This window comes from Siphonobacter sp. SORGH_AS_0500 (genome assembly GCF_031453245.1).
Taxonomy (GTDB): domain Bacteria; phylum Bacteroidota; class Bacteroidia; order Cytophagales; family Spirosomataceae; genus Siphonobacter.
Map to the genome: position 1 here is coordinate 2,280,463 of NZ_JAVIYT010000001.1, position 21,078 is coordinate 2,301,540.

Sequence of the window (21,078 nt, forward strand, 5' to 3'; positions counted from 1 at the left end):
AAAGCTTAAGCGGCGGACTTACTTTGTCCTAATTCCATATGATCCTGAGCATGCAAGTCAGGGATCTCCAGGGCTAGTCGGTTCACAAATCGCATCAGGTCCACAAACGTTTGAGCGACATCGTGAGCAGGAACTCCATTGAGAACCATATTGGGCATAGCCGATACATAGCAGGCAAACATCTGGCCTAGATTCTCCTGTAATTCAGAGACCGCGTGAGCAGAGATGAATTCCTTCGCTATCTCAAAGATCTTATCTACATTATGCGGTTCGTAGCTATCAAGAGGTGTATTTTCCATAGTTGTAAAGGGTTTAAATCAGCCTCTCAAGAGAGCCCTAAGAGGCTGATGGTTTACTAGGCGGCTTTCTTAAGCGTGGGGCGGGTTTCTCCGTCGGGTATAGCTCGTACGATATCGTTGAGTACCCCGGTTAGATGCATGAACATGTTTGCCTTATCCATCCGGGGCTCGGTATCATCATCCACAAAGTGATCAGAGGTCACGTAAACAGCGAACATTTCTGAGATGAAGGCATTGATATCCCGGATGGAATAGCAGTTCATGAAAGGTGCTAAGGCTTTGAATACAGATTCGGCTTGAGCTTGCTGCTCTGGAGTCAGCGGGGTTGATTGCTTTTTCATTGAATGAGAATAGTTAAAGAGTAAGAGGATGACGCAAAATTGCGTTGTCTGAATTAGTAGATGTCAATGCAGATGAGGTCCTTCAAGCGTTCTCTCTGCTCAGCAAACACCCGGTCCTGTACCTTCTGAGCCATCTCCGAAAACAGAGAGGACATGAAGTACACATTCGGTGTTTCATCTAAGTCCGCCTGCGTTCCCATCTCCAGCCAGACGTGATGTCCGTTCTGCATGTCTACCGGTAGTTCACTGAAAATAGGCAGGTGAAGCTTGAAGTCATGAAAGTCGGCGATATTAGCTAGGTACTTCTTATTGAGAATATCATTGACCTCCCCATAGCCTTCATGCTCGGGACCAAAATACCAGCGGTGATCTTCAAAATACGTCTGAGCCTTGCGACTGCTCATCCATTCCCGCTGAAAGACCTTGAGATCTGCATAGATGGGATGAGGCGTCAAGTGACCCACGACCCAAACCGCCTCTTCGCCTTCGCCGGCCGTCAGGTGAATCATTCGCTGCTGGTGGTGAAACTCTACTCTGGGAATCCCTTTGCCAAAGATTTCAGAGTCTTTGTACTTCTCATAGAATTCGGCTGGAAGGCTGATGTGACCGGATAGTTCTACGGCCTGGGTGATGCGAAGCTCAGAAGCCGAGAAAGAGCCTGAGACGGGCGATACAGGCATAGATGAACCGTTTACTTTCAATTGATTTTTCATGTGAATAGTGAGGATTTATAAGCGTTTAGAACATAGCTCGCCTAAGATCACTAGGGATAGTGAAGATGAGGAAAGCCTGAAAATGAAAGGGATTAACTTGGAACGGAAAGTACTATACGACGGTGTGGTTCGGCATCAGCACATCGATGGTTTCCATCAGGTCAGAAATAGCCATGTAGTAGCGGGAAACGTGTTGCCTTTCTTCTTCATCGAGCTTAGCAAACTCAGGACTAGTCGTGTACCAGGAGAAGGCCCGGCTGAGCTGACGGATAAGTTCGGGCATGACCATCTCGTCTCGTAACTGGAAGGCCTGACGGTAGATCGTTTCGGCAATTTGCTGCTCCCCGGCAGTCAGGGCGGCGTTTGTAGTAGCCATTGGTTTAGGGTTAAAAGTGAGTGATTAAAAGTCGAATCGGGGCATTTCACGCATAACCCGCTCTTTCGTAATGTTTCGGTATGACTTGAGTTCTTTCGTTGACTTATGCCCAATCATAGCCGCAGTAGCTTCATCCGATAAGCACAATACATTCTGCATGCGGTGAGCGAACGTTTTCCTTGCGGTATGAAACCAGATGCGGCGGTCTACTTTAATCTGAGCCATGGCGACCTTGAGCATAGCATTCACCTCTTTGTTAGAGCGAAGAGGTAGCTTGTCAATCCCACCGTATTTATCAACGATCGCTTTGGCACTCTTTGAGAGGGGAACGAAGTAAGATGCATCTGTTTTCTGCCTAGCTCCTGAAACATATAAAAGACCATTTTCTTCCACTAAACTTTTAGCTGAAAGCAGTGACATATCTACGTAGGCAAGTCCCGTATCACAGGCGAACAGGTAGCAATCAACTGTTTCCTGAAGACGCTTGACGAATGGTTCGGATTTTAATCGTTGCAGTTCTTCTTCGGACAAATGCTCCAGTATAGGTTTCTTATCAACCTTCACAGGATAGTTAGCTGAGGGGTCAAAATCGATATATCCATGACGGAAACACCAGAGGACGAAGGTTTTCAAAAACTGCTGACATTTTTGGGCGTATGTCAATTTATAACCTTGGCGGAGCATCCAGCTTTTGAAGCGTTCGAAGATGGCCCCCTTGATTTCTTCCATGGTGAGCTGAGTTTTTTTCTCGGCATCCAGGTATCGCTCAAACACCTTAAGTTTATCCTTACGAGTAGAGTGCGTTTTCTTAGCCACTTGCCCCTGATGCATCATCTGTTGTGACTCCTCAAAGTATTTATCCCGTAGCGTAAAAAAGCTCAGATCAACGTCGTAATTCTGCTTATAGAGCTTTTTTATTTCTTCTGGGTAGAGCCTCTTCTGACGTGACTCATAAAGCAGGTGAATCGAACGCAGGCGACTTTCCACCGAGTCAAGAGTCGCGTTGTCAGCCTGGGATTGTACGTCCTTGCGAGTAGATCTACGTGACTTGATATCCCAATCTTCCTTTCTCACTCGAATACCGGTAGAGCCTAAGTTGACTCGAGTTCCATTTAAAATTACAGTCACATAGATGTAAGGAAAGCTTTTGTCTTTGATCCCATCCGTACGTAGATGTAGAGCAAGGTGAAATTTGTTCATCATGATAATAGATATTTTGAAATGGAGGAGCAGGAACTGTTTCGACCTGCTCCTTTGAATGCACTAGTTGGTGTTAAGCGTTTACTAGGTTGTTATGGAAAGACCAGCGTACAAGCGTCTGTATCATCTGCTGACATTTCTGGGCATAGACTAAGGGTTTCCCCTTCAGCAGTACGCTAGTTTTGAATCTCTCAAGCAGCATGCTAGTAATGCCAGCAGTCATCAAATCAGCTTTCCCTTCTTTGGAAAGGAAGCTCATAAAAAGAGAGAGTTTCTCCTGACGGGCGGCATGCGTTTGAGCTTTAATCTGACCCGTAGACTGCATGCTTTCTGACCATTCCAGGTAGTTCTTCATAGACGCAGCCACGCTCATAGGTTGATCATGAATGAGTAAACACACCCTCTTTAGCTGATCAGGAGTAAAGAGTTGTGGCAGAGATTCGGCATAGACAGCGAAAGAATGCAGTTGAGTCTCAAGAGCAGCTAATTGAGCGTTAGTGTTTTTAGTAAGAGCATCCTGACCTTTCAGACGCTGAGACACAGCATCCCAATGCTGCGGATGAACATGTATACCCGTAGAGCCCAGTTCAACCGGAGTGCCATTCAAAGTAGCCTGGATAAGCACTATTGCACTTGCTTGCTGAGAAGAGATGTCAAACGAGAACTTAATGTGATTCATCATGATGGTACGTGTTTAAAAATGTATGGTGTTTGTATTGGATTGTTTTGTGGAATTTACCCACAAATAATGGGTAAAAAAATAGACTCCTTAGTTAGGAGTAAATTTAACAATAGTCTTTACCTCGACTTTCCCATATTCATTAAGGATTTCAAGCATTCTCTTGTCTGAAATTCCTTTATTGTGCGTGTAGTCTCTCCACGCATTAGTTAATCGACCTTTTTTGACATCTGGAGGAAGGGAAGGATAAATGTGATTGAGCCACCATTTAAACGCCTCCTCAACACTTGTAAAAGTTTGCATGGCTCAAATGTATACATTTTGTGGGAATATTCCACAAATAAGTCAATAAATATTTTCATTGCTGGCAAGACTTTTGTTTAGTTTGAGTAATAAAACCTATTACGCCTTTAAACTTATGAAGCTTACTCTCTATTATGGGCTACTGCTTCTAGCCTTGCTATCTCCAGTAGTCATGGTTTGCCAAGGCATTCACCTATCTCCCTGGATCAGCCTCTACGCGTTAATAGCTGGAAGCCTTGGACTGATCGGGTATGGACTCGTGCTTTATTTTAGCAAAGTCTCTTTTCTGGGCAAGAAGTGGATGATCGCCATATCCCTAGTGACTGGACTCGGCTGGCTGGTGATTCAGCTTTATCTTCTAAGCGAATGGGTGGGAGTTAGTAGCATCCGTAGCTTAACTTCTTTTAACGTCTAGCTCCCTTGGCTAGTTGGCGTCTGGGTCGTAGCTTGCTGGCCTTGAATCATTCAACCGCTCTATTAATGAAACGCTTCTGCCTTTTAATTTTATTACTTAGTATCCTCAACGCTTGCAAATCTGATGAGCCCGAAATTGCTACTCTAGATCCTATCTTACCTATTGAGCTCGATGAATGGGTCGTTCTTACTGCTCCCCAAAACGGTCCCGTAGATGCCGTCTTTGGCAACATTGATAGCACCTTAATTATCTCACAGGCTAATCAATTATATCGTACTGTCGATAAGGGTAAAACTTGGAAGGCAACAAGATATAAGAGCCATGCATCTATCTATGGCTTCTCTGCCTCGGGTGATACACTTAATGCGTATTCAAGTCTGCTGAAGATTCAGGATAATCCTGAGCTTTACATTGCTTCGCCCAAATACTACAGTTTAGATAATGGCAATACTTGGCATGAACGTACCATAGACGAGTATTTCAACCGTCCTCATGCCGGACTCAAAAAAGCTATTACTGCAGCAAACGGCATTACCTATAAGATTGTAGAGCAACAGAAGACTAATCTGCCGCCTACCTCAGCTCCTTATGTAGAGAAAGTAGGCTTGCAAACTTCAGATGGGAGACTAATATATCTTCCCGAAGAAATAGGTGTATTAGGTATTAGTCTGGATTCCCAGCAACGAGTGTATCTAGCTTGTTCAGCTGCCTTATGCAAAGGGCAGTACTGCAATAGCAGACGTGGCCAGATATACATCTCTAAAAAAGCATTGCCGTAAGCCGACGTTACTTACACAAATGAAAAAGCCTACTCATCATCATGGGTAGGCTTTTTAGTGAATCCGTCTTCAAAGCCGCCACTTCTCTGACCGATTCAGTGAGACAAAGATACGACGGACTATATAGCTAAGTCTTGAAACTTAGATCAAAGGCCTGATAGCCACCACAAACGGACGAATACCCCCTATAATTGGGGGCTAAAAACTGTCTCAGCGATCTGACTTAGCTATCTAATATATATAGGACCACGACAAGGACGGGGTAATCTCAGAAGTGGAGAAATGCCGGGTTGTCGGGTAAGTGCTTGCGTGCGAGTGCATGCATCTCACATTTGTCCGAGGGTCGTTTGTAAAAAGTTATAAATCCCAAGCATTCTTCAAAACTAATGAAGCAGGAACCCGCAACTCCTGTTTTTTTCGTTCAAATTCTACTTTAGTAAAGGGGCCGTAGAGTATTCCTTTTCCATGATGATTCAGGATCCAGTAGTTTTCTCGGGCAGAAAAGATCCGTTTGTAGTAAGGATCAGCAGACAGGATACTATCAGCCAAAGCCTTTAAATCTGGACTCTTTTGTGGATTGCGTCTTTGCAGATAAGTAGAGATTTCCACTTCATGAGCCATAGAATCTGGTACTTGTTTGGCAATGATAAAGTCATCGTTGAAAGCTATTTCTGTAACCTTCCCATAGATGCTTTTTCTGGTGGTATCATAGGTTATTATTCCGTCGCCATCTCCTCCCCGAAACAAGTATCCGTTAGGTAGATCTACATAATAGTCTGCTCCCCCTCCCATGAATGCACTTGCCAGCCATAGTACATAAACAAAGAACAGAAAAGATATGATACCCAGTATAAGAAAGAACTTCTGTTTAACAGAAAACATAAGTAACCATTTCATTTAGTTTTATAAGTGCTTTATAGTTGAACTAAGGGAGGAGGCATCCTAGTAATATACTATAGTATTGTCTATTAGGGTGTAAAATAGGTACTCTAACTCTAAACATCTCCAAAAAAGACATTATAATGCCGGTAGCACCGATATTTAGCCGACTCAGATTTGAGTTGACGTAGCCCTAACTGAAACTTGCTACCCATTTTGGGGAAGCAACTCATAGCCGCTGCGGACAGTCCAAAATTGGACCCTCTAACTACCTTTATAAGGTAATTCAGAGTTACCTTTTGCAAAAGGTGGAATAATCCCACGTTACACATAATCCGAATCACCAGTAACGAGTCTGCTGGCTGTGAGCGAAGCGAGCGGACAGTTAGCTATATAGTCCGCTATGCAGGTTCGAGTATCAAAACAGTAAGGTGACTTTCCGCACGGAGTCAGGTGAGTTAATGGTAAATGCCACCGAAATGGCCAAGCCCTTTGGGAAACGTCCGGCTAAGTGGCTGGAGATTCCTTCTACTCAAGCTTTCATTAATGAACTTTCAAATGTCCGAAAATCGGATAATTGGATTTTAACCGAGAGAGGTCAGCATACGGGCGGAACATGGATGCATGAAGACGTCGCTTTGGAATTCGCTCGCTAGGCTAATCTGCCTAGCGATCTGTTTAGCTATATAGTTCACTGTGGAGGCTCTTCATGATGAAGAACGTTCCAGCATCCGTTGTGAGGAAAAATCACATCGTTGATAATCAGGCGATTGCTGAAAACATAATCTGGGTTAGCTATCTATTACGCTGGTGGATTGAGACGTTTGCGTAGATTAGACGCTATAATCCCTAGCCTCATCCTATGTCTCGTTTATCTTTAGCCACTCTTCTGCTCATCACTACTTTTCTCACTGCCTGCCAAAGCAAGTATGGCGATGAAATGCCAGCTGATTTTTCGTTTAAAATCGAAAGCGTTGATGGATCGAGTTCCTATGACTCAAGTACGGGCCAATTTATCTTAAAGTACCTGGCTGGAGACTCGCTGGTCTATGCTCCTCTAACGATGGAAACGAAGAGGGCTATCTATCAGGAATTTTGTAAAGCAGACTTTATGCGTTTCCCGGATGAATTCTTGTGCAATCCGCTAGAGGAAATGACGCTACCCAGCTTCCCAACCTTACTCACCATAAATTATCATGGAGAAAGCAAGAAGGTATACGGTCCTGATAAATGTGGCTGCATCTTCTATCAATGGTTTAAATTCAAGCGATTTGAAGAATTGACAGACTTGATCAGGAGTAGAATTTATGGCCAGGATGTGATTCAGAAAATGAGGCCAAGCGATATAATGTATGAGTAGTCAAAATCCTCCACCAAACCCCCCGGGGGTAGGTCAGACGCTTTTGCCTACCGGGGAGGGTCAAGCAGGTACCCTTTCACGCGGGGGTGCATGCATTAGTTATACCGCCGTTCATCCTGATTCCGTTCATAACTGGCTATAGAAGCACGATCTTAGGAAAACCAACGTCTACCCTTAACCGTCTGCTTATGTTCGCCTACAAAGAGTTTATCAAAGTCTTTCTGGTTACTCTTGCGGGTATGTTCGCCTGCGTATTTGCGATCAAAGTTCTCTACCGGGTTATGAAAGGCTTGCCATTTGAAGAAGCCATGGCAATGTACCAGCCTAAATATAGCCATGTAGCAGTTGCTGGCGTAATCGCTATTGCGGTGACGTATGGGAAGAAGAGGCCTGTTGTAGATGTGAACGAATAGGGTGTAAAAGGTTCAACGCCTTCAATGATGGCCAATTTATATTTTTCTGGATTATCGGAAAAATTAAAGGTCAGCTACTGATAACCTTTCTTCTCCACCAACATATACATTGAGCGAACGGTTTGTTGCTAGCTATCCAACCCTTTAGTTTTAAGATTTAAACCTGCACGATTTAAACTTTTACGGCTATGGGATTCTTCTTGGGGTGGATTATTGGAGCATTCATTGCTGCTTCAGTTGGTAGCAACCGCAAAATCGGCTTTGGAACTACTTTGATTCTTTCGCTTATTCTTAGTCCTCTCGTTGGAATCTTGTTTGCTATAGCTTCTCCATCTTTAGCAACTCTTGAATTTCAAAAAAAGACGTTAGAAGCCCTCAAGCAACAAAACAATAGTCCTTCACAAAGAATTGACGCAGAGTTAACTCGGCTCATTCAACTATTGAACGAGGGTAAAATTACGGAAGCGGAATACCTCAGTCTTCGAACTAAGCTCATGAATCAAGGACTAAATCCTCAGCCTATCCAAGTGCCTAAAGTCGAGGAAAAACCTAAATACGTTCAATCTGCACCCACCTCTCAATTTGACGCTTTTGTTTCCAGCTGGAAGTTTTGGCTCATTGTGGGCGGTTTATTATTGACAGGACTTATAGCTGCTTTAATTACTCAAAGCATGAATCATTCAACTCAAGTGATTCATACTCCCTAATTTAGGCACTTTCCAGGAGATGAAATTTCAAGTGCTTAATTAGCATTATTTACACCCAAACAAATGTCAATGACACCTCAACAAATCGATCAACTCTACAAGCTTGGCCGGCTCAAGCAAGATGGCTCTATCACGGAACAGCAATTCAATGAGGAAACTCAAAAGGTTAAGGATTGGAAGTATGAGTTGAACCCAGATCATCCCTGTGCTCATAAAGAAGGCTGGGCAAGCTTACCTTGGGAGATTGCAATTTATTCAGAAACAAGAGTTCTGATGAACATACTTCTTAGAATCGAAAGCCAAATGCTACTAGGTGATAAAGAAAAAATTTGGGAGGATTACCTTGAGATCAGCAGAAGAACAGGCTGGGCAACATTAGAGACATTTCATAACTCACAAGGTCTACAAGCAAATTCTTTAAAAGCTTCCTGTAATAATGCTTTAGCGGAATTGAGCAATAATCAAATACTCACAGAGGAAGAAGCTAAGAGACTTTTCTCAATAATAAAGGATCGATTCCCAAGCATGGAGGAAGAAATTGCAGAGATTGAGAAGAAGCAGGAACAAATAAATGAAACCATGCAAGTATTTGACGCCTTGACACTCTTAAATGATAAAGGGTTGATTCAACATGAAGAATATATGAGCATATCTTCGAAAATGCGGGATAAGTATCTTTCCAACTAGGCTTTAGCTCTAACATTTAAAGCAATAAAGCCTAGCTTTTCAACCAGGCTTTACTACCTCTTCGCGTACCTATTGTAAATATATATTTACACTTTTTGTTGCTCTAAGGCCAAATCATAGGCATTCTTCTTCTTATAATGATCGCTGTATCTTTCACTAAACCAATTCGGTTTAGTAGGCTTACAACGCTCAATTTGACCTATGACACCAGCGACATCTCCCCGCAATACGCCTTTGATTCGGATGCCGTAGTCATTTGAATCCCACTCATCAGGCATTTGGGCGTAGAAGGTGTAGTCTTTGTCTAGCTTGACTTCTCCTGCTTTGTTGGCAAAGATGATTTCACCAGTTCTTAGGTTTACGATTTCCATTAGATAAATCTCGGGCTGTATGGTTCTACCACTCCAGGATGGTATTGGAGGATAGCTGTTGAGCAGCAGTCCATTTACGACCGGGAACTCTCCATTGCAGGACTTGCCTACTTCTGATATTTGCTGCTTTTGATTGTAATCTGCCAGAATTTTACGTTTAACCTTATTGCCGTCCTGATCAGCCACGATCGCATACACTTCAATTCCTTTGGGGACTTCGATAGTAGTATTCATGGAGTCTATATTTGAATAGATTCGCTGATAATCCAGTAGGCCTTGACCATACGTTAATGATTGAACCGTAACCGTATAAGGTCCATTATCAAATCGATCAAACCATGCAAAGGTTGCCCAATGGGCTTTCGCTGTTCCAAAGATCGCACTGCCAGTAATCGTAATGCTATTCCCGTTAGGGCCATTGGGCTCTAGGAAGGTGATAAGAAAATCAGATTCGTTACTAGGTAGATCACCATCCTCATAAACTTCATTCTGCAATACTGCTTTCCCATTCTTGTCGACCAAAAAGTATCTTCTGTAATGAGGGGGCAAGTACTCATATAGCTCTGCCAATACAACTCTGGATTGTTCGCTAGGCAGATTCTGAGTTGCCCCTGCGATCAGATACTTGCCTTTAAGTCCTCCAGGGCGAACACAGCTAAGCAGATCAAAAGAGGTATGTAAAACGGAACCGGTTACCCGTTTGGTAGGTCTCCCATTAACGCGTAAGATATCTGCTAAAGTAAGCGAGGGGAGGGGCATCTTATTAGCAGACTGGCCCGCCTTATGCCAATTTATCTGAGGTTTGCCAAAAGAGTCCAGCAGTTGTGAATAGTAGTTATCCCCATTGACAGATCCAATGGGCAAGGTTACCATTTCCCTTTTGATTCCGTAAGGTTTTTGTTGTTCAACCTCGTATCGTTCTTTTCGGATATCCTGCGTATCAAGATAATAACGACGTCCTACATTGAGGTTCCGGAATCTAATTTTAGGATCATTACTGTCTTTGGGGAGCGGATTTTCATCCTTTTCCTTAACGTATTCAGTGCCTCTGAAGAGAAGAACTCGAACTAGATAGTATTGGCTACGAATCTTGAAAAAGGCACTGGCAGGATGTAGATACGGTAATGGTTCGCTCTCAATTTCAAAGCTCTTCCATTCACCGCTGGCTACCTGTACAATATAGTCTCCCTCTCGTTTTTCCTTAGTATTGTCAAAGGTCCAGACGGGATATTCTGTAGCCGTTGGATTCCCGTCCTCATAGCCTGGTGACCATGTGCCATCAGGCCGGAGAAGCAGATTCAAATCATACCTTTCTGAGTCGGGTGGGATAATGTAGCTGGGATTCTTTTCAATTGCAGGGATAATCCGATTATCAGAAACGGGCGTAGCAACTACCTGAACTTTTGCTCCTCGACACCTGGTATTTAAAAACTCCCCTGAAAATTTGACGACTTGATCATAGTTTACAATAATCGGAGCCGAAACAATCGTGTACTCATCAAAACCAACGAGCTCAGGCACGTAATACCCTTTATTATTGTAAGTGAAGAGTTGCTTTATTCCTTGCTGAGTTCCATCAATGTTGGGATCATCATTAGTGCGATAAGCCGTAGCCTTCCCATCGATTTCGATGTAATTGTCTTTGAAAATGGTCTGAATCTCAGGCTTAATAAAGCGATAATTAATGTTATAGGCTTTCCAACCCCGGGCTGCCTGCCCCCCGGTAATGGTAGGGTCTAACAATTGAAAACGATCGTTATACAAACGGTTTTGCAGTTCACCGTAATCGACTTCCATCTGGGCTAGTTGAATGGAGTCGTAATGGCTGATTCGCTGATCATAATTAATGAAGGGTTTGTCCTCAACCTTAGTGCCCGAAGCAATCACCTTTTCGATAGAAAGTGACATGTTTGAACCTACTTTACGATCCGCATCGAACATAAAGACTCGAACCACAGGCTTTAGAAGCTGCTCTACCTGAACGAATTTCCAAATACCGTCGGATTGGCAAATATATGCCCCGAACAATGTACAGAGCGTTTGTAAGACTTCATACGCCGTCATGGGATCATTGTTAGGATAAAACCGTAGTGGGTTAATGTATGTTTGAAGTAAAGGACATTTGTTTTCGTCCATCCCTTCGGCAAAAGATTCACAAACTACCCATAAAGGAAGCTCCAGCCCAATCAGATCCAGGCAATTGAATAGAATATCCAGATAGGTCTGCTTTTGCTGAAAAGCTGTACCAGTAGTATCCAGATACTTCATGTCTTTTAAATCGCCAAAGCCCACCGTACCTGCAATATCAAACACATAGGGATCGGAAGCATAAGGCTCTTCGGACTGAGAAGCCAAGAGGTAAGAACGGGCCATCAGCGTTCCATCTTTTTTGACTTCTATTCGATACTTTTTTGGGTTCTCAGAATAGAGACTGGAAAGGCCAAAGCCATTGCGTCCAATTAAACGAGAAGATATCCGGCGTCCCCTGATCGGTTCAAAGATATTGTCCTGAGCTATTTCCAGATCGTCAATGGCAATAGCCTCGGCCTGGGCTAACTGTTCTTGAGACAGTTTCTTATAATTGAGGGTAGTGATGTCCAAACTGATTTGCATGTCATTATGCACCGTTCGGAAGTTTACAGTATGTTCCAGGCGATAGGCCATCTGTGTGTAGTTTTAAAGTTTGGGGATAGTACTCTTAATGTGGAAGGCGGATTTCCACCCAGGGTAAAGCCTTTCGGCTCATACGTTTACGAAGCTTCTCAAAGTCTTCTCCGCTCATCTGATCGTAATGCTCGATCGTCTGCTTGGGAGATGTCCACATCTCAACGAGTACATTCCTGAGTGTACCATCATGCTCTTCCTCGGCCTGCAAATAGATCATGGGAAGGTTATCCCGTTTTAATTTGACTAATAGTGCCGCATTGCCCTCTAAAAGGGCCGCTAGAGCACGTTCTTTCTCTCTTCTGGACGTTGCCATGTTTAGTAGATGATAAGTAAATGGTGAGACTTTTCCAGGCGTTTAATCATGGACTCAAAGGCTGGCCTGGTTAGGTGCGGATGAGATTCCTTAGTGCCTTCCTTGCTTTGCACAACGATGTCCGTAAACTCGTCTTCCGGCGTATGCGTAGCCAGTATATAAAGACCTGCCTTGCTTGTCTGCATGAGCTGCTTTAGAGGGCCGGTATCCCCAGATAAATAGGACTTAATCGCCCCTTCTTTTGCTTTGCGGGTCATCGATCGTTGCGGTGATTATCAGGCAGAGAGAACACGGTTCCGCCAGTTCGGGCTATGAGTTTTTCTAATGTTTTAAAGGGCATCGTTTTGCAGGTTGCTTTTTTGCTGCCGCCAAAGGTTAAGGTTGCAGTAATTAGATCCTCAGGTTCAGGATCTTTTGCCCCTTCAGTTACGATGACTACCGTTACTGAGACGGGATCAGGGTTCATCTGCCGGTTTAATTCATCCTTTGTGATTTTTCCCTCCAGTAATCGCTGGAGAAGGGCTACTTTTTCTTGACGTTTCATCTGTGCTCAATAATTTAAGAGTGTTTAATTGAGTTGTTTATTGGTAAGCTGTTCATACATCCAACCTTAATTAGGCAGTTGGCCCGTTTCGATGATCGTGTAGAGTTCTTCATCCGTGAAAGAGCTCCAATAGGCTTGCTCCTCAGGTAAAAGCGGTGGACTTTCATCAATAATAGCTTGTAACTCTTCATCCGATAGCTTAGAAAAGTCAATGCGTTTCGCCTTTGCTTTGAGCTGTTTGATAGCCTGCTTATCACCACTGAGTACCTGGCTTAGCAGGTTAATCTTGTCTTTGCGAGTCATTTTCGGTCTAGAGTATACGTTGAGTAGTTAAAGCTTTTCAAACTCCTGCTTAAGCTCGTTCAGGCGATCTTTGATAACTTCAAAAAATCGGCTTTCCAGAACCTCGTCCCTTGGAATGTCTTGCGTGTAACCAATGCTACTCATGGTGTCACCTTGATAGCGAAGCGTATAGCCTGTATAATTCTTACTGTAGACCTTCTTTAGTGCTTCATTGAGTAAGCTGATCTTGCTGTCCAGGTTCTTAGCCTGACTGAGTTGTTCTGTTGTCATCTGTGTTTGGGGTTTAATTGATTGGTTATTCTTCGTCTTCGGAGTCATCCACCTTGTTCAATGCTCTTTGTAGTAGTTCATCGAGTTCTTCTTCACTCAGGCTGGAGATATCGATCTTCGTTTCCCGCTGCTTAGGTAGGATGTACTCTAAAAACTTTAGATAAGCTGCTACCTGGTCTTTAGGCTCCAGTAATTCAATGGCGTCAACGATACTTTCAAACTTGTCGTCAATGAGTGATTTGATGCGGGCCTTAATGTCAGCTGTGGTCTTGTTAACAGCCCCGGGTTTACGTCCTCCGGTTTTGGCTTTTCCTTTCTCGAAAGGCATACGTATATTCTGTTTTAGAATGATTTAGAATGAAATAGTGTGGATTTAGTGTGGACCTTAGCCGCCCTGCAGGAATTGATGCAGTGCTTTCTCATTTCGAAATCCAAGCCCCGGGAAGTCCTCGACGATACCTAAGAGGGTGAAGCCTGCCTGCTGCCTCTGCCTGATAAATTCCATCTTTTGGACCTTGGTAAGCTGAGGCAGATACTCTCGGCTAAGTTTATGGAAATACGCCTGCAGATCTTCTGAGGTATCCGTGAGCGATCTATAAGCTTGTCTTTGCTGTAACTGCTTAAAGTGAGCCCCACGGTCAAGCTCGCTAAGTAGGCTGTCAAAGAGTTCCTGTTCGTAGCTACGGGTAAAGGGTGCCGTCTTCATCTCGGGGCCACTGGTCTCATTCCAGCTTTCAGGATATTCAAACTCTTCAATTAACGGTTGTGGAATTTGTGGAATTTCAAATGGCTCAACCGGATCTGGGGCAGCTCTGAAAGTTCTCCAGTCCATTTTAGTGAAGAAATCAGCGACGTCTAGCCCTTTGATGCGTTGCTCCTGGCTAGCCGACGTTTCCAGAATATCGGAGACCACAAAGCGGGTACCAGGCATCCTAGGGCTAAACTCTTCGACCTTCCTTTGCCACTTCTCATAGGCAGACAACTTTCCTTCAGCGGGCTGGGAAAGATCTGGAAATAGGATCACCGTACGTCCTTCTAAAACCTTAATCTTTTCATAGGAGAGGCTCGTTAGGTTATAAACAGCCAGCCATAGAAGATTCGAATCCTGAGCCGGGAAGCCATTGTAAAGCGTTCCCAGAATAGCTGTTTTAGGAGCCTCCACAATCGCCACCGGATTAAAGGGATATTTAGGCAGTAGATGGGCACCAAACAAACAGGAAACTCTCAGCTCGTTTTGCTTATAGCGATCAATCCACTCAGGAACGGGTTTCTTTAACTCAATGAGGTTCTTCTCCAGATACGAATGTAAAAAGTTCGTAGCCTCGGTATGATTGCCTTTATCAAAGGTTTTGATCTGAATCGTTCGGGTGTTACCTGCTTCATCGATGTAGGGGAAAGCCACTGCTCCTGCCATGTACCCCTTTTCTACCGTACCTAGCTGATACATTTCCCTGACGTTGTCCACATCTTCTCGGGCAAAAGGATAGGGTATATTGTGGAGCAGGTTATCAAGGAACTGATTTTTTGAAATGTTACGATTGTAAAGTTGTCCTACGATTTCAGGTGGATAAAACGTAAGGGGCCTTGCTTCCGGCTTTTTATAGGTGTAAACAGGTTTTGATTTTACTGTATCATCCTTTCCAAAGCCATCAGCGTACGGATTAAGATGATAATTGCAGGCCGCCTCCCGGTCACAACGGCCATATTCATGAGGAAGGTAATCACCGCTAACCAGGTCAACGTAGCGAACCATTCGACGTTTTCCGCATTCAGGGCAATCAAACTTCTTGCTGGATTTATCGAGAGCGTATTGGAAGTCTTTCATAGCAACTCAGAAAAAAGGTTTTTATTCTGCGTCACTCTCAACACTCTCGTCACCTTATCGAAAAGCACGAAGGGATTTAAAATGACGAGAGTGACGAGAGTGCTGTCTAAACAAAATCTTTTTTTGTGATGAATAGAACCCTCCCTTGACTACGCTTGACTGAGTAATAGCCCATTTGAGTAAGCCTTGCACTGAAAGTTATCAATGAGACTTTCATGTATCCACTATTCAAGCAATACTCTTTATAATGCTCGTAAATTGACTGAAGCGACTTCTCTTCTATAGGTGAGGGAGAATAGTCATGTTCGTCAAGAAAGCTTCGTACGGAATCAGAACGCTTTTGGTATTCTAAGCGGGCCTCATCGGCAGCTTTACATTTAGTGAACTGCTTTTGAATAAGTAGCCTATTGAGTCCTTCCAGTACCCAGTTAAATACTCCCGACAGTTCGGCTTGAATGATTTTTTGAGATAGCTCTTTATCCTGTTGGTCCTCAGGAATGGTTTGATTAAAGGGAATAATGAGGAATCTGCGAAAGAAGGCATGGGTGTGCTCAACGTCTTTGGGTAATTCATTGACATTGAAGATCAGCTTAGCGTATTTGCTGACTGTGAAAGGCTCTCCGTAAGGTAAGCGGGCTGATACTGGTTCACCAGATGCCAATTGCTTAAATGTACTAGCTTCGAGCTTGCCACTTATCTCAGAAGCATAGTTAACCAGCTTATTAGCAATCATAGCCCGGTAGTATCCATTCTGATCTGTCAGGCTTTCGATAGAATAACTAGATACATTCTCCGGTCCTAATAATGCATTTACAATTTCGAAGAAAACAGACTTACCATTGGCACCGCTACCAAAGAGCAATAGAACCTTTTCCAGTTTCAATGTATCGGGCTGAATGAAGACGTACCCCATGTACTCAGCTAATACATTCCGGCTATCCTCGTCGGGAAGAACCTGATGAAGGTATTTATTAAATAAGGGGGCCGTAGCCTTCGGATCGTAGCTAAAAGGCAGTTGATAGGTGAAGAAGTCCTTATAGTTAAATGGTCTTAGTCCATTACCCTTGGAAGTAATCTCAAAGGTGCCGTTTTGCAAATTGATTCTTTCAGTCCCTTTGATCGGCTCCGGAGCGGGTAGATAGGTAGTTTTATTGAATTGAGACATCAGCTCATCAGTAAACTTGTAATAGCGGGCTACGTAGCGGCTAATTCCCATTTTTTCAGCCACAGCGGAAAGAAATTGTTGAAATGCTTCTTTGTCGGTTACTTTCCAATAAGCTCCATTATAGAGATAGACAAAGCTTAAGTGCTTGCAAATACCCAGGCTTTTATCTTTGACGATCTTAACGAGTAATTCAATGGTTAAGATGATCAGGTGCTGCTTGGTGACTTTAAGCTTATCGATCTTTTTTCCCAGCTTTCGCCATTGGTCTCGGATTGGATCCAAACCTTTATCGGTATTGATGCTACCGTCGGGATTCATCAGTTGGCTCTCCAGGTCATCAAACTGATTCTTAAGCTTCTCAAGTTCGGGGAATGCCTCCGCTTCGAAGTTGATCGGCTTTAAATGGCTGATAACCTGGGCCTGGATTTCACTATGAGGAACGGGCTTCGCTACAGCTAACTGTTGTTGTATATGTTGCGTAAGCGACTGCGGAGAAATAACGCCTGATCCGGCTGTAATCTCCTGTTTATGAGCTATATTTGCTGTTGTCATGGATTTGTCTTGTTGCAATTTTTTTGGGGTTGACCTGCCGGGGTTGACCCTTTTTTTATGCCTGCCACTGGATGGTGCTGAGGGTGTGAAGGAGGGAAAGAAGAGACCATTTCAAGCCAGAACTCCTTTCTGAGATTGAAACCAGTCGTAGAATTGTTGGAAGGAAGAAATGAGAAGATAAATACCACCGGCTGCCTCAACCTGACGTTGATACTCTTTCTGAGCGGGGCTTTGACGATCCTTGCCTACTTTAACTTCAATCTTAACGGACCGACCGTTGATAATGGCAGAAACGTCGGCTGAGCCAACCTGAGCAGAAGACTTGATTCGCTTAACGGTGCCGATCGTACGTTGAAAGCCGACTACGTCCTGTGAAAGGTCTTTCTTCCATCAAGTACGCGTCCTTCTACAGAGGTGCGCTCAGCTTGACCACCATTTAACCGGATCCAACAGATCATGCACTTCGTCAAGCCATTTGAAGTAACATCTTTGAATTTTGGTTTGGGAATAGCAAATACAGGGATATTGGGATGCTGGACCCTGGCAGATTCATAAGCCATCCGGCTAAGAATTTCTAGGGCTGTCATCTGAAACCTCCTTCTGTGAAGTTGGACTTAACCTTAAATCTTTCGGTAAAGGCAAGAATAGCTCCCTTTGGGTAGCGAATAACTGAGCCTAATTGAATGAAGTCAATGTAACCTCTTGCTCGCCAGTTCTGAAGCGTTTTTTTACTGCACTTGAAGATCTGTGTTGCTTCTTCCTCAGTATATAGGAAGTCGGAATTTGCTTCAGTTATTAATTTAGTTTGGCCTCGTTTGACTTCTTCAACTTTGTCAATTAACAAATTGAATTGGGCCTCTGGGATGGAAAGGATTCTTAATTCCTGCATATACCTAGCTTTTGATTTTTAATGAATCAAAGCTCGGAATGTATGAGTATATCGAATAAAGTGGGATTATTAATGTGTTGGTATACAGATATATATGTAAAATAAAAAATCCCGGACTAGGATTCAATCCTAGAAATCCGGGATTGGCTTATAGTGTATGTATAAGAAAGCTAAACTGGGAGGAGTCTTTGTTTTTGCTAAGTTTCTCTACCCAACCCTCATATACCCTAGTATTATTATGTTCAACTTTCCTCATATAATCTTGAGGGATACTGATGCTATAGCGATTACTGAAGAACCTACCTAGATTTTGTCGCCCTTTTTTGACGGAAAACTCTTCTCTAAAGAAGCCATTAACCTTTAAAGTCGCAATCAGTTCAACTAGGTCATACTTGGAGGTAGCAGCGTTTTTCCAATTCCTATTTGAATCAAGCCAGCCTTGCTCAAAAAGTCTTTCCTCAATCTTTTTGAATTGTTCCTGCGCCCTCTCAACCACGACACCATCTAATGATTTATTTATATCGGAGTTAAATGATGATTGCTTTTTTGCCTTGCCTACGGACTCATTGTTTTCTGATTTATTCTCTTCGCTTTTAGCAATCAAACCTAAAGCAATATCCATCTGCGTTTTGATATCAGAATGCGAAAGCCCAAGTTTTGATTGGATTTGCCCACTCATCTGGCTTTTAACGTCGTTAATTTTAAGCTCTATAGCTTTCAATTTTATAAAAGAGTTTATGAACACTTTAGCATTCTCTAAATCATTCCAACCGATGTGAGGGAGACTCATGCCAAAATGTTGAGGTGAAAATGTAGCGAAAGGGAATTTTTCTCTTTCTCTGCTTTCGTCGAGAGTGATCCAATGAATGTTTTCTCCGTTTTCATCTCCTTCTCCTACAGGACCACGTTGAGCGAAAATTGAATCAATTATACTTTGGCAACCATCAAGGACATTGCACATTATTTCAAACATCTCTAATCCATTGGCTTGGCTGTATTGATTATAAAGATATTCAAGCTTCTGCTTGGGCCTTGTTTCGTATAGGAATTCTAAAGCAATACCCTTAAGTCTTTCTGGCGAGAGCCAATTATTTGAATTGTTAGGTTCTTCAGAACCCAAAGGATTTGTGTAACTTGGTCCCATAATTAGTTTAAGTAATAGCACTCGGTATGCTTTGGAAGGTGGCCGGGTGCTTTATTTTATATGAAATTAATCAAAAAGGTCTTTCATAGCCTGGTCAACGGTGTCTGTATCAAAGCTATTAAGATATTTTTCGGTCATACTGATTTTAGAATGTCTCAGTAGCTTACTCACTGCATATACATCTTTTATCTTCCTACGACCTAGATCAGCAAAAGTATGACGAGCAGAATGGAAGGATACTTCTTTCTCTATCTCAGCCTTCTTGCAAATTTTCTTAAGTCTCAAGTTGTGCATTGCATTCTTGCTACTGATCTCTTTTAATAAATCGAACTCAGACTCAAGTACCTTTGAAATATTAAGGATAGGGAAGAGGTAATCTTCTTTTCGCTTAATCTTTGGGGTGTAGTATCCAAGAATATCGAGAGCTTTCTTGGGTAGCTGAATAGAATGGGCTTTATCCGTCACATGAGCCGTCTTTCTCATGATATAGGTAAGCCGGCCGTCTTCGATGTTTTTCCACTTCAAAGTGGTTAAATCTGAAAATCGAACGCCAGCTGCATAATAGGCAAACATCCAATAGTTACGGGTATGCCATAGGAGGGAATCTGGCTCTAGTTCAACAGCAGCAAACCTCTGTAGTTCCTCGTCAGTGAGACGAACTCTAGTAGGCTTTCCTTCTGCAGTCTTAAGCCCTAGGAAGGGATTCTCATTGACTGGAAGTATCTTCTTTTCGATAGCATGATTCACTATCGTTTGAATCTTTACTAAGCTCATACGAACAGTTGACTGGCTATTTTTCCTAACGGTCTTCAACCAGGATTGATAACCTTCCAGCATTTGAAGGGAAAGGTCAGCAAATAAGAGATTACGGTTCTGAGTGAACTCCAATAGCTTGTTGACTTCATTCTTTAGATTACGCTGAGTATTGTAGGACTGCTTCTCTATATAGGTGTATGCAAAATCAAAGAACGACTCAGTAGCCTTTCCATAGAGGTTCTCTGCGATGGTAGAGGCATTGACGTGCTTAAGCTCTTGTTTGAGCTTAGCCACCTCAGCAATCTTATCTTCAATAGTTCGATTGATGACAGCAAACATCTTCTCTGACCGGCGAACTTCTTTCTTTTCTGAATTCCAGTCTTTGATTGCGATATCGTATCCCAGATAGATGCGTTTAAGCTTACGATCCTGAGTTATGCGTAGAAATAGAGGATACCTGCCATTCTTCTTAGGCTTGCTGCCCAATTCAACAGAGGTACGTATAAGAGAAGACTTGATCACGCTCTTTTTAGTAGAGGGTGACCCTGTAGGCTCTGACATAGTGTAATTCGTTTCTTATCTCATCTCAAATATACATTTTACTGAAACATTACTGAAACAAATTTCACTTTTATGTACCATTATATGCTTTTATATTCTATCTGTTATATTTACAATCGTTTGATTTTCAGTATATAGTGAAGAAGATGCTGGTATATAAACGAAATAGTTCGACTCCGGCTCTGGGTACTGGTCATCCCTCTTAGTAGTCTGCTTGTCAGAATATTAAGAGGGATTTTTGCTTTGTTACTGAATAATCTCAGATTTTAAGGCTAGGATAGAAGGTAGCTAACTATGCGTATCAGATTCCAATGCAAAGCACTCAGGATTGGCCTTCACTTGAACAACTTCAAGGCTTAGGCTGGAATGCTTTACAAGAACAGTTAGCCGCCAATCAGACGCATTTAATTGAATTGTTAAAACAACAATCGGATCAAATCTTATCCAAAGTTTACAACGATCAGATGCATACGTTTGATTACCTCATCAATGGCATCATTCAGCACGACATCTACCATCTTGGGCAAATTGGCTTAGTAATGAGCATGCTCAAGCACCCGTAAACCT

At 42.9% G+C, this 21,078-nt stretch carries 28 protein-coding genes and 1 pseudogene; 9 read left to right on the forward strand and 20 right to left on the reverse strand.

Annotation, left to right across the window (positions count from 1 at the left end):
* Positions 1-5: 5 nt before the first annotated feature.
* The 7 genes from QE357_RS09590 to QE357_RS09620 all read right to left on the reverse strand — a co-directional run bounded on the left by QE357_RS09590 (position 6) and on the right by QE357_RS09620 (position 3,911).
* Complete coding sequence (locus tag QE357_RS09590; protein WP_309706992.1) at positions 6-299, reverse strand: hypothetical protein; 294 nt, start codon at positions 297-299, stop codon at positions 6-8.
* 56 nt (positions 300-355) lie between these two features.
* Positions 356-640 (reverse strand): hypothetical protein, encoded by a 285-nt coding sequence (locus QE357_RS09595; RefSeq protein WP_309706993.1) that lies wholly within the window; start codon positions 638-640, stop codon positions 356-358.
* Positions 641-693: 53 nt separating this feature from the next.
* The gene (locus tag QE357_RS09600; RefSeq protein WP_309706995.1) at positions 694-1,353 is read right to left on the reverse strand and encodes a hypothetical protein; all 660 of its coding nucleotides are present in this window, start codon (positions 1,351-1,353) and stop codon (positions 694-696) included.
* Positions 1,354-1,465: 112 nt separating this feature from the next.
* Positions 1,466-1,729 (reverse strand): hypothetical protein, encoded by a 264-nt coding sequence (locus tag QE357_RS09605; RefSeq protein WP_309706997.1) that lies wholly within the window; start codon positions 1,727-1,729, stop codon positions 1,466-1,468.
* Positions 1,730-1,753: 24 nt separating this feature from the next.
* A complete protein-coding gene (locus QE357_RS09610; protein WP_309706999.1) occupies positions 1,754-2,932 on the reverse strand; it encodes a phage integrase SAM-like domain-containing protein in 1,179 nt (392 codons plus the stop codon).
* 70 nt (positions 2,933-3,002) lie between these two features.
* Positions 3,003-3,611 (reverse strand): Arm DNA-binding domain-containing protein, encoded by a 609-nt coding sequence (locus QE357_RS09615; RefSeq protein ID WP_309707001.1) that lies wholly within the window; start codon positions 3,609-3,611, stop codon positions 3,003-3,005.
* 87 nt (positions 3,612-3,698) lie between these two features.
* Positions 3,699-3,911 carry a hypothetical protein gene (locus QE357_RS09620; RefSeq protein WP_309707003.1) on the reverse strand — a complete coding sequence of 71 codons (213 nt, stop codon included), beginning with the start codon at positions 3,909-3,911 and terminating at the stop codon, positions 3,699-3,701.
* A 115-nt stretch (positions 3,912-4,026) separates the two neighbouring features.
* Between QE357_RS09620 and QE357_RS09625 the strand changes: the two genes are divergently transcribed.
* Positions 4,027-4,326, forward strand: coding sequence for a hypothetical protein (locus QE357_RS09625; protein WP_309707005.1), 300 nt, complete (start codon positions 4,027-4,029; stop codon positions 4,324-4,326).
* 65 nt (positions 4,327-4,391) lie between these two features.
* Positions 4,392-5,105, forward strand: a complete 714-nt coding sequence (locus tag QE357_RS09630; RefSeq protein ID WP_309707007.1) for a hypothetical protein — start codon at positions 4,392-4,394, stop codon at positions 5,103-5,105.
* Between the two features lie 357 nt (positions 5,106-5,462).
* On the opposite strand, the gene QE357_RS09635 is transcribed toward QE357_RS09630, so the two are convergent.
* Complete coding sequence (locus tag QE357_RS09635) at positions 5,463-6,002, reverse strand: DUF3997 domain-containing protein (protein ID WP_309707009.1); 540 nt, start codon at positions 6,000-6,002, stop codon at positions 5,463-5,465.
* A gap of 407 nt (positions 6,003-6,409) precedes the next feature.
* On the opposite strand from QE357_RS09635, the pseudogene QE357_RS09640 reads away from it, so the two are divergent.
* From QE357_RS09640 to QE357_RS09665, 6 genes and pseudogenes are all read left to right on the forward strand, one after another.
* Positions 6,410-6,640 (forward strand): annotated as a pseudogene (locus QE357_RS09640) (KilA-N domain-containing protein); the annotation flags it as partial.
* Positions 6,641-6,693: 53 nt separating this feature from the next.
* Complete coding sequence (locus QE357_RS09645; RefSeq protein ID WP_309707011.1) at positions 6,694-6,816, forward strand: hypothetical protein; 123 nt, start codon at positions 6,694-6,696, stop codon at positions 6,814-6,816.
* Positions 6,817-6,846: 30 nt separating this feature from the next.
* Positions 6,847-7,344, forward strand: a complete 498-nt coding sequence (locus QE357_RS09650; RefSeq protein ID WP_309707012.1) for a hypothetical protein — start codon at positions 6,847-6,849, stop codon at positions 7,342-7,344.
* Between the two features lie 188 nt (positions 7,345-7,532).
* Positions 7,533-7,757: a hypothetical protein gene (locus tag QE357_RS09655; RefSeq protein ID WP_309707014.1), complete on the forward strand. Its 225-nt coding sequence runs from the start codon at positions 7,533-7,535 to the stop codon at positions 7,755-7,757.
* A 188-nt stretch (positions 7,758-7,945) separates the two neighbouring features.
* Positions 7,946-8,464: a hypothetical protein gene (locus tag QE357_RS09660; RefSeq protein ID WP_309707016.1), complete on the forward strand. Its 519-nt coding sequence runs from the start codon at positions 7,946-7,948 to the stop codon at positions 8,462-8,464.
* Between the two features lie 63 nt (positions 8,465-8,527).
* A complete protein-coding gene (locus tag QE357_RS09665) occupies positions 8,528-9,151 on the forward strand; it encodes a hypothetical protein (protein WP_309707018.1) in 624 nt (207 codons plus the stop codon).
* A gap of 86 nt (positions 9,152-9,237) precedes the next feature.
* Here the strand turns inward: QE357_RS09665 and QE357_RS09670 are convergent, their stop codons facing one another.
* The 12 genes from QE357_RS09670 to QE357_RS09725 form a co-directional block, all read right to left on the reverse strand.
* Positions 9,238-12,186, reverse strand: a complete 2,949-nt coding sequence (locus tag QE357_RS09670; RefSeq protein WP_309707020.1) for a hypothetical protein — start codon at positions 12,184-12,186, stop codon at positions 9,238-9,240.
* Between the two features lie 34 nt (positions 12,187-12,220).
* Positions 12,221-12,502 carry a hypothetical protein gene (locus QE357_RS09675; RefSeq protein ID WP_309707022.1) on the reverse strand — a complete coding sequence of 94 codons (282 nt, stop codon included), beginning with the start codon at positions 12,500-12,502 and terminating at the stop codon, positions 12,221-12,223.
* A 2-nt stretch (positions 12,503-12,504) separates the two neighbouring features.
* On the reverse strand, positions 12,505-12,759 hold the full coding sequence (locus QE357_RS09680; protein ID WP_309707024.1) for a hypothetical protein: 255 nt from the start codon (positions 12,757-12,759) through the stop codon (positions 12,505-12,507).
* The gene (locus QE357_RS09685; RefSeq protein WP_309707026.1) at positions 12,756-13,046 is read right to left on the reverse strand and encodes a hypothetical protein; all 291 of its coding nucleotides are present in this window, start codon (positions 13,044-13,046) and stop codon (positions 12,756-12,758) included. Before QE357_RS09685 ends, QE357_RS09680 begins: the two co-directional genes overlap by 4 nt.
* 66 nt (positions 13,047-13,112) lie before the next feature.
* Positions 13,113-13,349 carry a hypothetical protein gene (locus QE357_RS09690; RefSeq protein ID WP_309707028.1) on the reverse strand — a complete coding sequence of 79 codons (237 nt, stop codon included), beginning with the start codon at positions 13,347-13,349 and terminating at the stop codon, positions 13,113-13,115.
* A gap of 27 nt (positions 13,350-13,376) precedes the next feature.
* Positions 13,377-13,619 carry a hypothetical protein gene (locus tag QE357_RS09695; protein ID WP_309707029.1) on the reverse strand — a complete coding sequence of 81 codons (243 nt, stop codon included), beginning with the start codon at positions 13,617-13,619 and terminating at the stop codon, positions 13,377-13,379.
* Positions 13,620-13,644: 25 nt separating this feature from the next.
* On the reverse strand, positions 13,645-13,947 hold the full coding sequence (locus tag QE357_RS09700) for a hypothetical protein (protein WP_309707031.1): 303 nt from the start codon (positions 13,945-13,947) through the stop codon (positions 13,645-13,647).
* A gap of 57 nt (positions 13,948-14,004) precedes the next feature.
* Positions 14,005-15,444 carry a DUF6371 domain-containing protein gene (locus tag QE357_RS09705; RefSeq protein WP_309707033.1) on the reverse strand — a complete coding sequence of 480 codons (1,440 nt, stop codon included), beginning with the start codon at positions 15,442-15,444 and terminating at the stop codon, positions 14,005-14,007.
* Positions 15,445-15,550: 106 nt separating this feature from the next.
* Positions 15,551-17,161: a phage/plasmid primase, P4 family gene (locus QE357_RS09710; protein WP_309707035.1), complete on the reverse strand. Its 1,611-nt coding sequence runs from the start codon at positions 17,159-17,161 to the stop codon at positions 15,551-15,553.
* 583 nt (positions 17,162-17,744) lie between these two features.
* A complete protein-coding gene (locus QE357_RS09715) occupies positions 17,745-18,050 on the reverse strand; it encodes a helix-turn-helix domain-containing protein (RefSeq protein ID WP_309707037.1) in 306 nt (101 codons plus the stop codon).
* Positions 18,051-18,198: 148 nt separating this feature from the next.
* The gene (locus tag QE357_RS09720; RefSeq protein ID WP_309707039.1) at positions 18,199-19,194 is read right to left on the reverse strand and encodes a hypothetical protein; all 996 of its coding nucleotides are present in this window, start codon (positions 19,192-19,194) and stop codon (positions 18,199-18,201) included.
* 66 nt (positions 19,195-19,260) lie between these two features.
* Entirely contained in the window at positions 19,261-20,511 is a 1,251-nt protein-coding gene (locus QE357_RS09725; protein ID WP_309707041.1) for a site-specific integrase, read from the reverse strand.
* Positions 20,512-20,822: 311 nt separating this feature from the next.
* Between QE357_RS09725 and QE357_RS09730 the strand changes: the two genes are divergently transcribed.
* Positions 20,823-21,074, forward strand: a complete 252-nt coding sequence (locus QE357_RS09730) for a DinB family protein (RefSeq protein WP_309707043.1) — start codon at positions 20,823-20,825, stop codon at positions 21,072-21,074.
* Positions 21,075-21,078: the final 4 nt, after the last annotated feature.

Bases quoted from the DNA above. Each gene is read 5' to 3' on its own strand.
- QE357_RS09685 (WP_309707026.1), bottom strand. From the start codon at position 13,046: ATGAAACGTCAAGAAAAAGTAGCCCTTCTCCAGCGATTACTGGAGGGA.
- QE357_RS09665 (WP_309707018.1), top strand. From the start codon at position 8,528: ATGTCAATGACACCTCAACAAATCGATCAACTCTACAAGCTTGGCCGG.
- QE357_RS09635 (WP_309707009.1), bottom strand. From the start codon at position 6,002: ATGAAATGGTTACTTATGTTTTCTGTTAAACAGAAGTTCTTTCTTATA.
- QE357_RS09645 (WP_309707011.1), top strand. From the start codon at position 6,694: ATGATGAAGAACGTTCCAGCATCCGTTGTGAGGAAAAATCACATCGTT.
- QE357_RS09680 (WP_309707024.1), bottom strand. From the start codon at position 12,759: ATGACCCGCAAAGCAAAAGAAGGGGCGATTAAGTCCTATTTATCTGGG.
- QE357_RS09670 (WP_309707020.1), bottom strand. From the start codon at position 12,186: ATGGCCTATCGCCTGGAACATACTGTAAACTTCCGAACGGTGCATAAT.
- QE357_RS09715 (WP_309707037.1), bottom strand. From the start codon at position 18,050: ATGCAGGAATTAAGAATCCTTTCCATCCCAGAGGCCCAATTCAATTTG.
- QE357_RS09725 (WP_309707041.1), bottom strand. From the start codon at position 20,511: ATGTCAGAGCCTACAGGGTCACCCTCTACTAAAAAGAGCGTGATCAAG.
- QE357_RS09690 (WP_309707028.1), bottom strand. From the start codon at position 13,349: ATGACTCGCAAAGACAAGATTAACCTGCTAAGCCAGGTACTCAGTGGT.
- QE357_RS09675 (WP_309707022.1), bottom strand. From the start codon at position 12,502: ATGGCAACGTCCAGAAGAGAGAAAGAACGTGCTCTAGCGGCCCTTTTA.
- QE357_RS09630 (WP_309707007.1), top strand. From the start codon at position 4,392: ATGAAACGCTTCTGCCTTTTAATTTTATTACTTAGTATCCTCAACGCT.
- QE357_RS09605 (WP_309706997.1), bottom strand. From the start codon at position 1,729: ATGGCTACTACAAACGCCGCCCTGACTGCCGGGGAGCAGCAAATTGCC.
- QE357_RS09650 (WP_309707012.1), top strand. From the start codon at position 6,847: ATGTCTCGTTTATCTTTAGCCACTCTTCTGCTCATCACTACTTTTCTC.
- QE357_RS09730 (WP_309707043.1), top strand. From the start codon at position 20,823: ATGCAAAGCACTCAGGATTGGCCTTCACTTGAACAACTTCAAGGCTTA.
- QE357_RS09700 (WP_309707031.1), bottom strand. From the start codon at position 13,947: ATGCCTTTCGAGAAAGGAAAAGCCAAAACCGGAGGACGTAAACCCGGG.
- QE357_RS09705 (WP_309707033.1), bottom strand. From the start codon at position 15,444: ATGAAAGACTTCCAATACGCTCTCGATAAATCCAGCAAGAAGTTTGAT.
- QE357_RS09590 (WP_309706992.1), bottom strand. From the start codon at position 299: ATGGAAAATACACCTCTTGATAGCTACGAACCGCATAATGTAGATAAG.
- QE357_RS09615 (WP_309707001.1), bottom strand. From the start codon at position 3,611: ATGATGAATCACATTAAGTTCTCGTTTGACATCTCTTCTCAGCAAGCA.
- QE357_RS09610 (WP_309706999.1), bottom strand. From the start codon at position 2,932: ATGATGAACAAATTTCACCTTGCTCTACATCTACGTACGGATGGGATC.
- QE357_RS09695 (WP_309707029.1), bottom strand. From the start codon at position 13,619: ATGACAACAGAACAACTCAGTCAGGCTAAGAACCTGGACAGCAAGATC.
- QE357_RS09655 (WP_309707014.1), top strand. From the start codon at position 7,533: ATGTTCGCCTACAAAGAGTTTATCAAAGTCTTTCTGGTTACTCTTGCG.
- QE357_RS09595 (WP_309706993.1), bottom strand. From the start codon at position 640: ATGAAAAAGCAATCAACCCCGCTGACTCCAGAGCAGCAAGCTCAAGCC.
- QE357_RS09720 (WP_309707039.1), bottom strand. From the start codon at position 19,194: ATGGGACCAAGTTACACAAATCCTTTGGGTTCTGAAGAACCTAACAAT.
- QE357_RS09710 (WP_309707035.1), bottom strand. From the start codon at position 17,161: ATGACAACAGCAAATATAGCTCATAAACAGGAGATTACAGCCGGATCA.
- QE357_RS09600 (WP_309706995.1), bottom strand. From the start codon at position 1,353: ATGAAAAATCAATTGAAAGTAAACGGTTCATCTATGCCTGTATCGCCC.
- QE357_RS09620 (WP_309707003.1), bottom strand. From the start codon at position 3,911: ATGCAAACTTTTACAAGTGTTGAGGAGGCGTTTAAATGGTGGCTCAAT.
- QE357_RS09660 (WP_309707016.1), top strand. From the start codon at position 7,946: ATGGGATTCTTCTTGGGGTGGATTATTGGAGCATTCATTGCTGCTTCA.
- QE357_RS09625 (WP_309707005.1), top strand. From the start codon at position 4,027: ATGAAGCTTACTCTCTATTATGGGCTACTGCTTCTAGCCTTGCTATCT.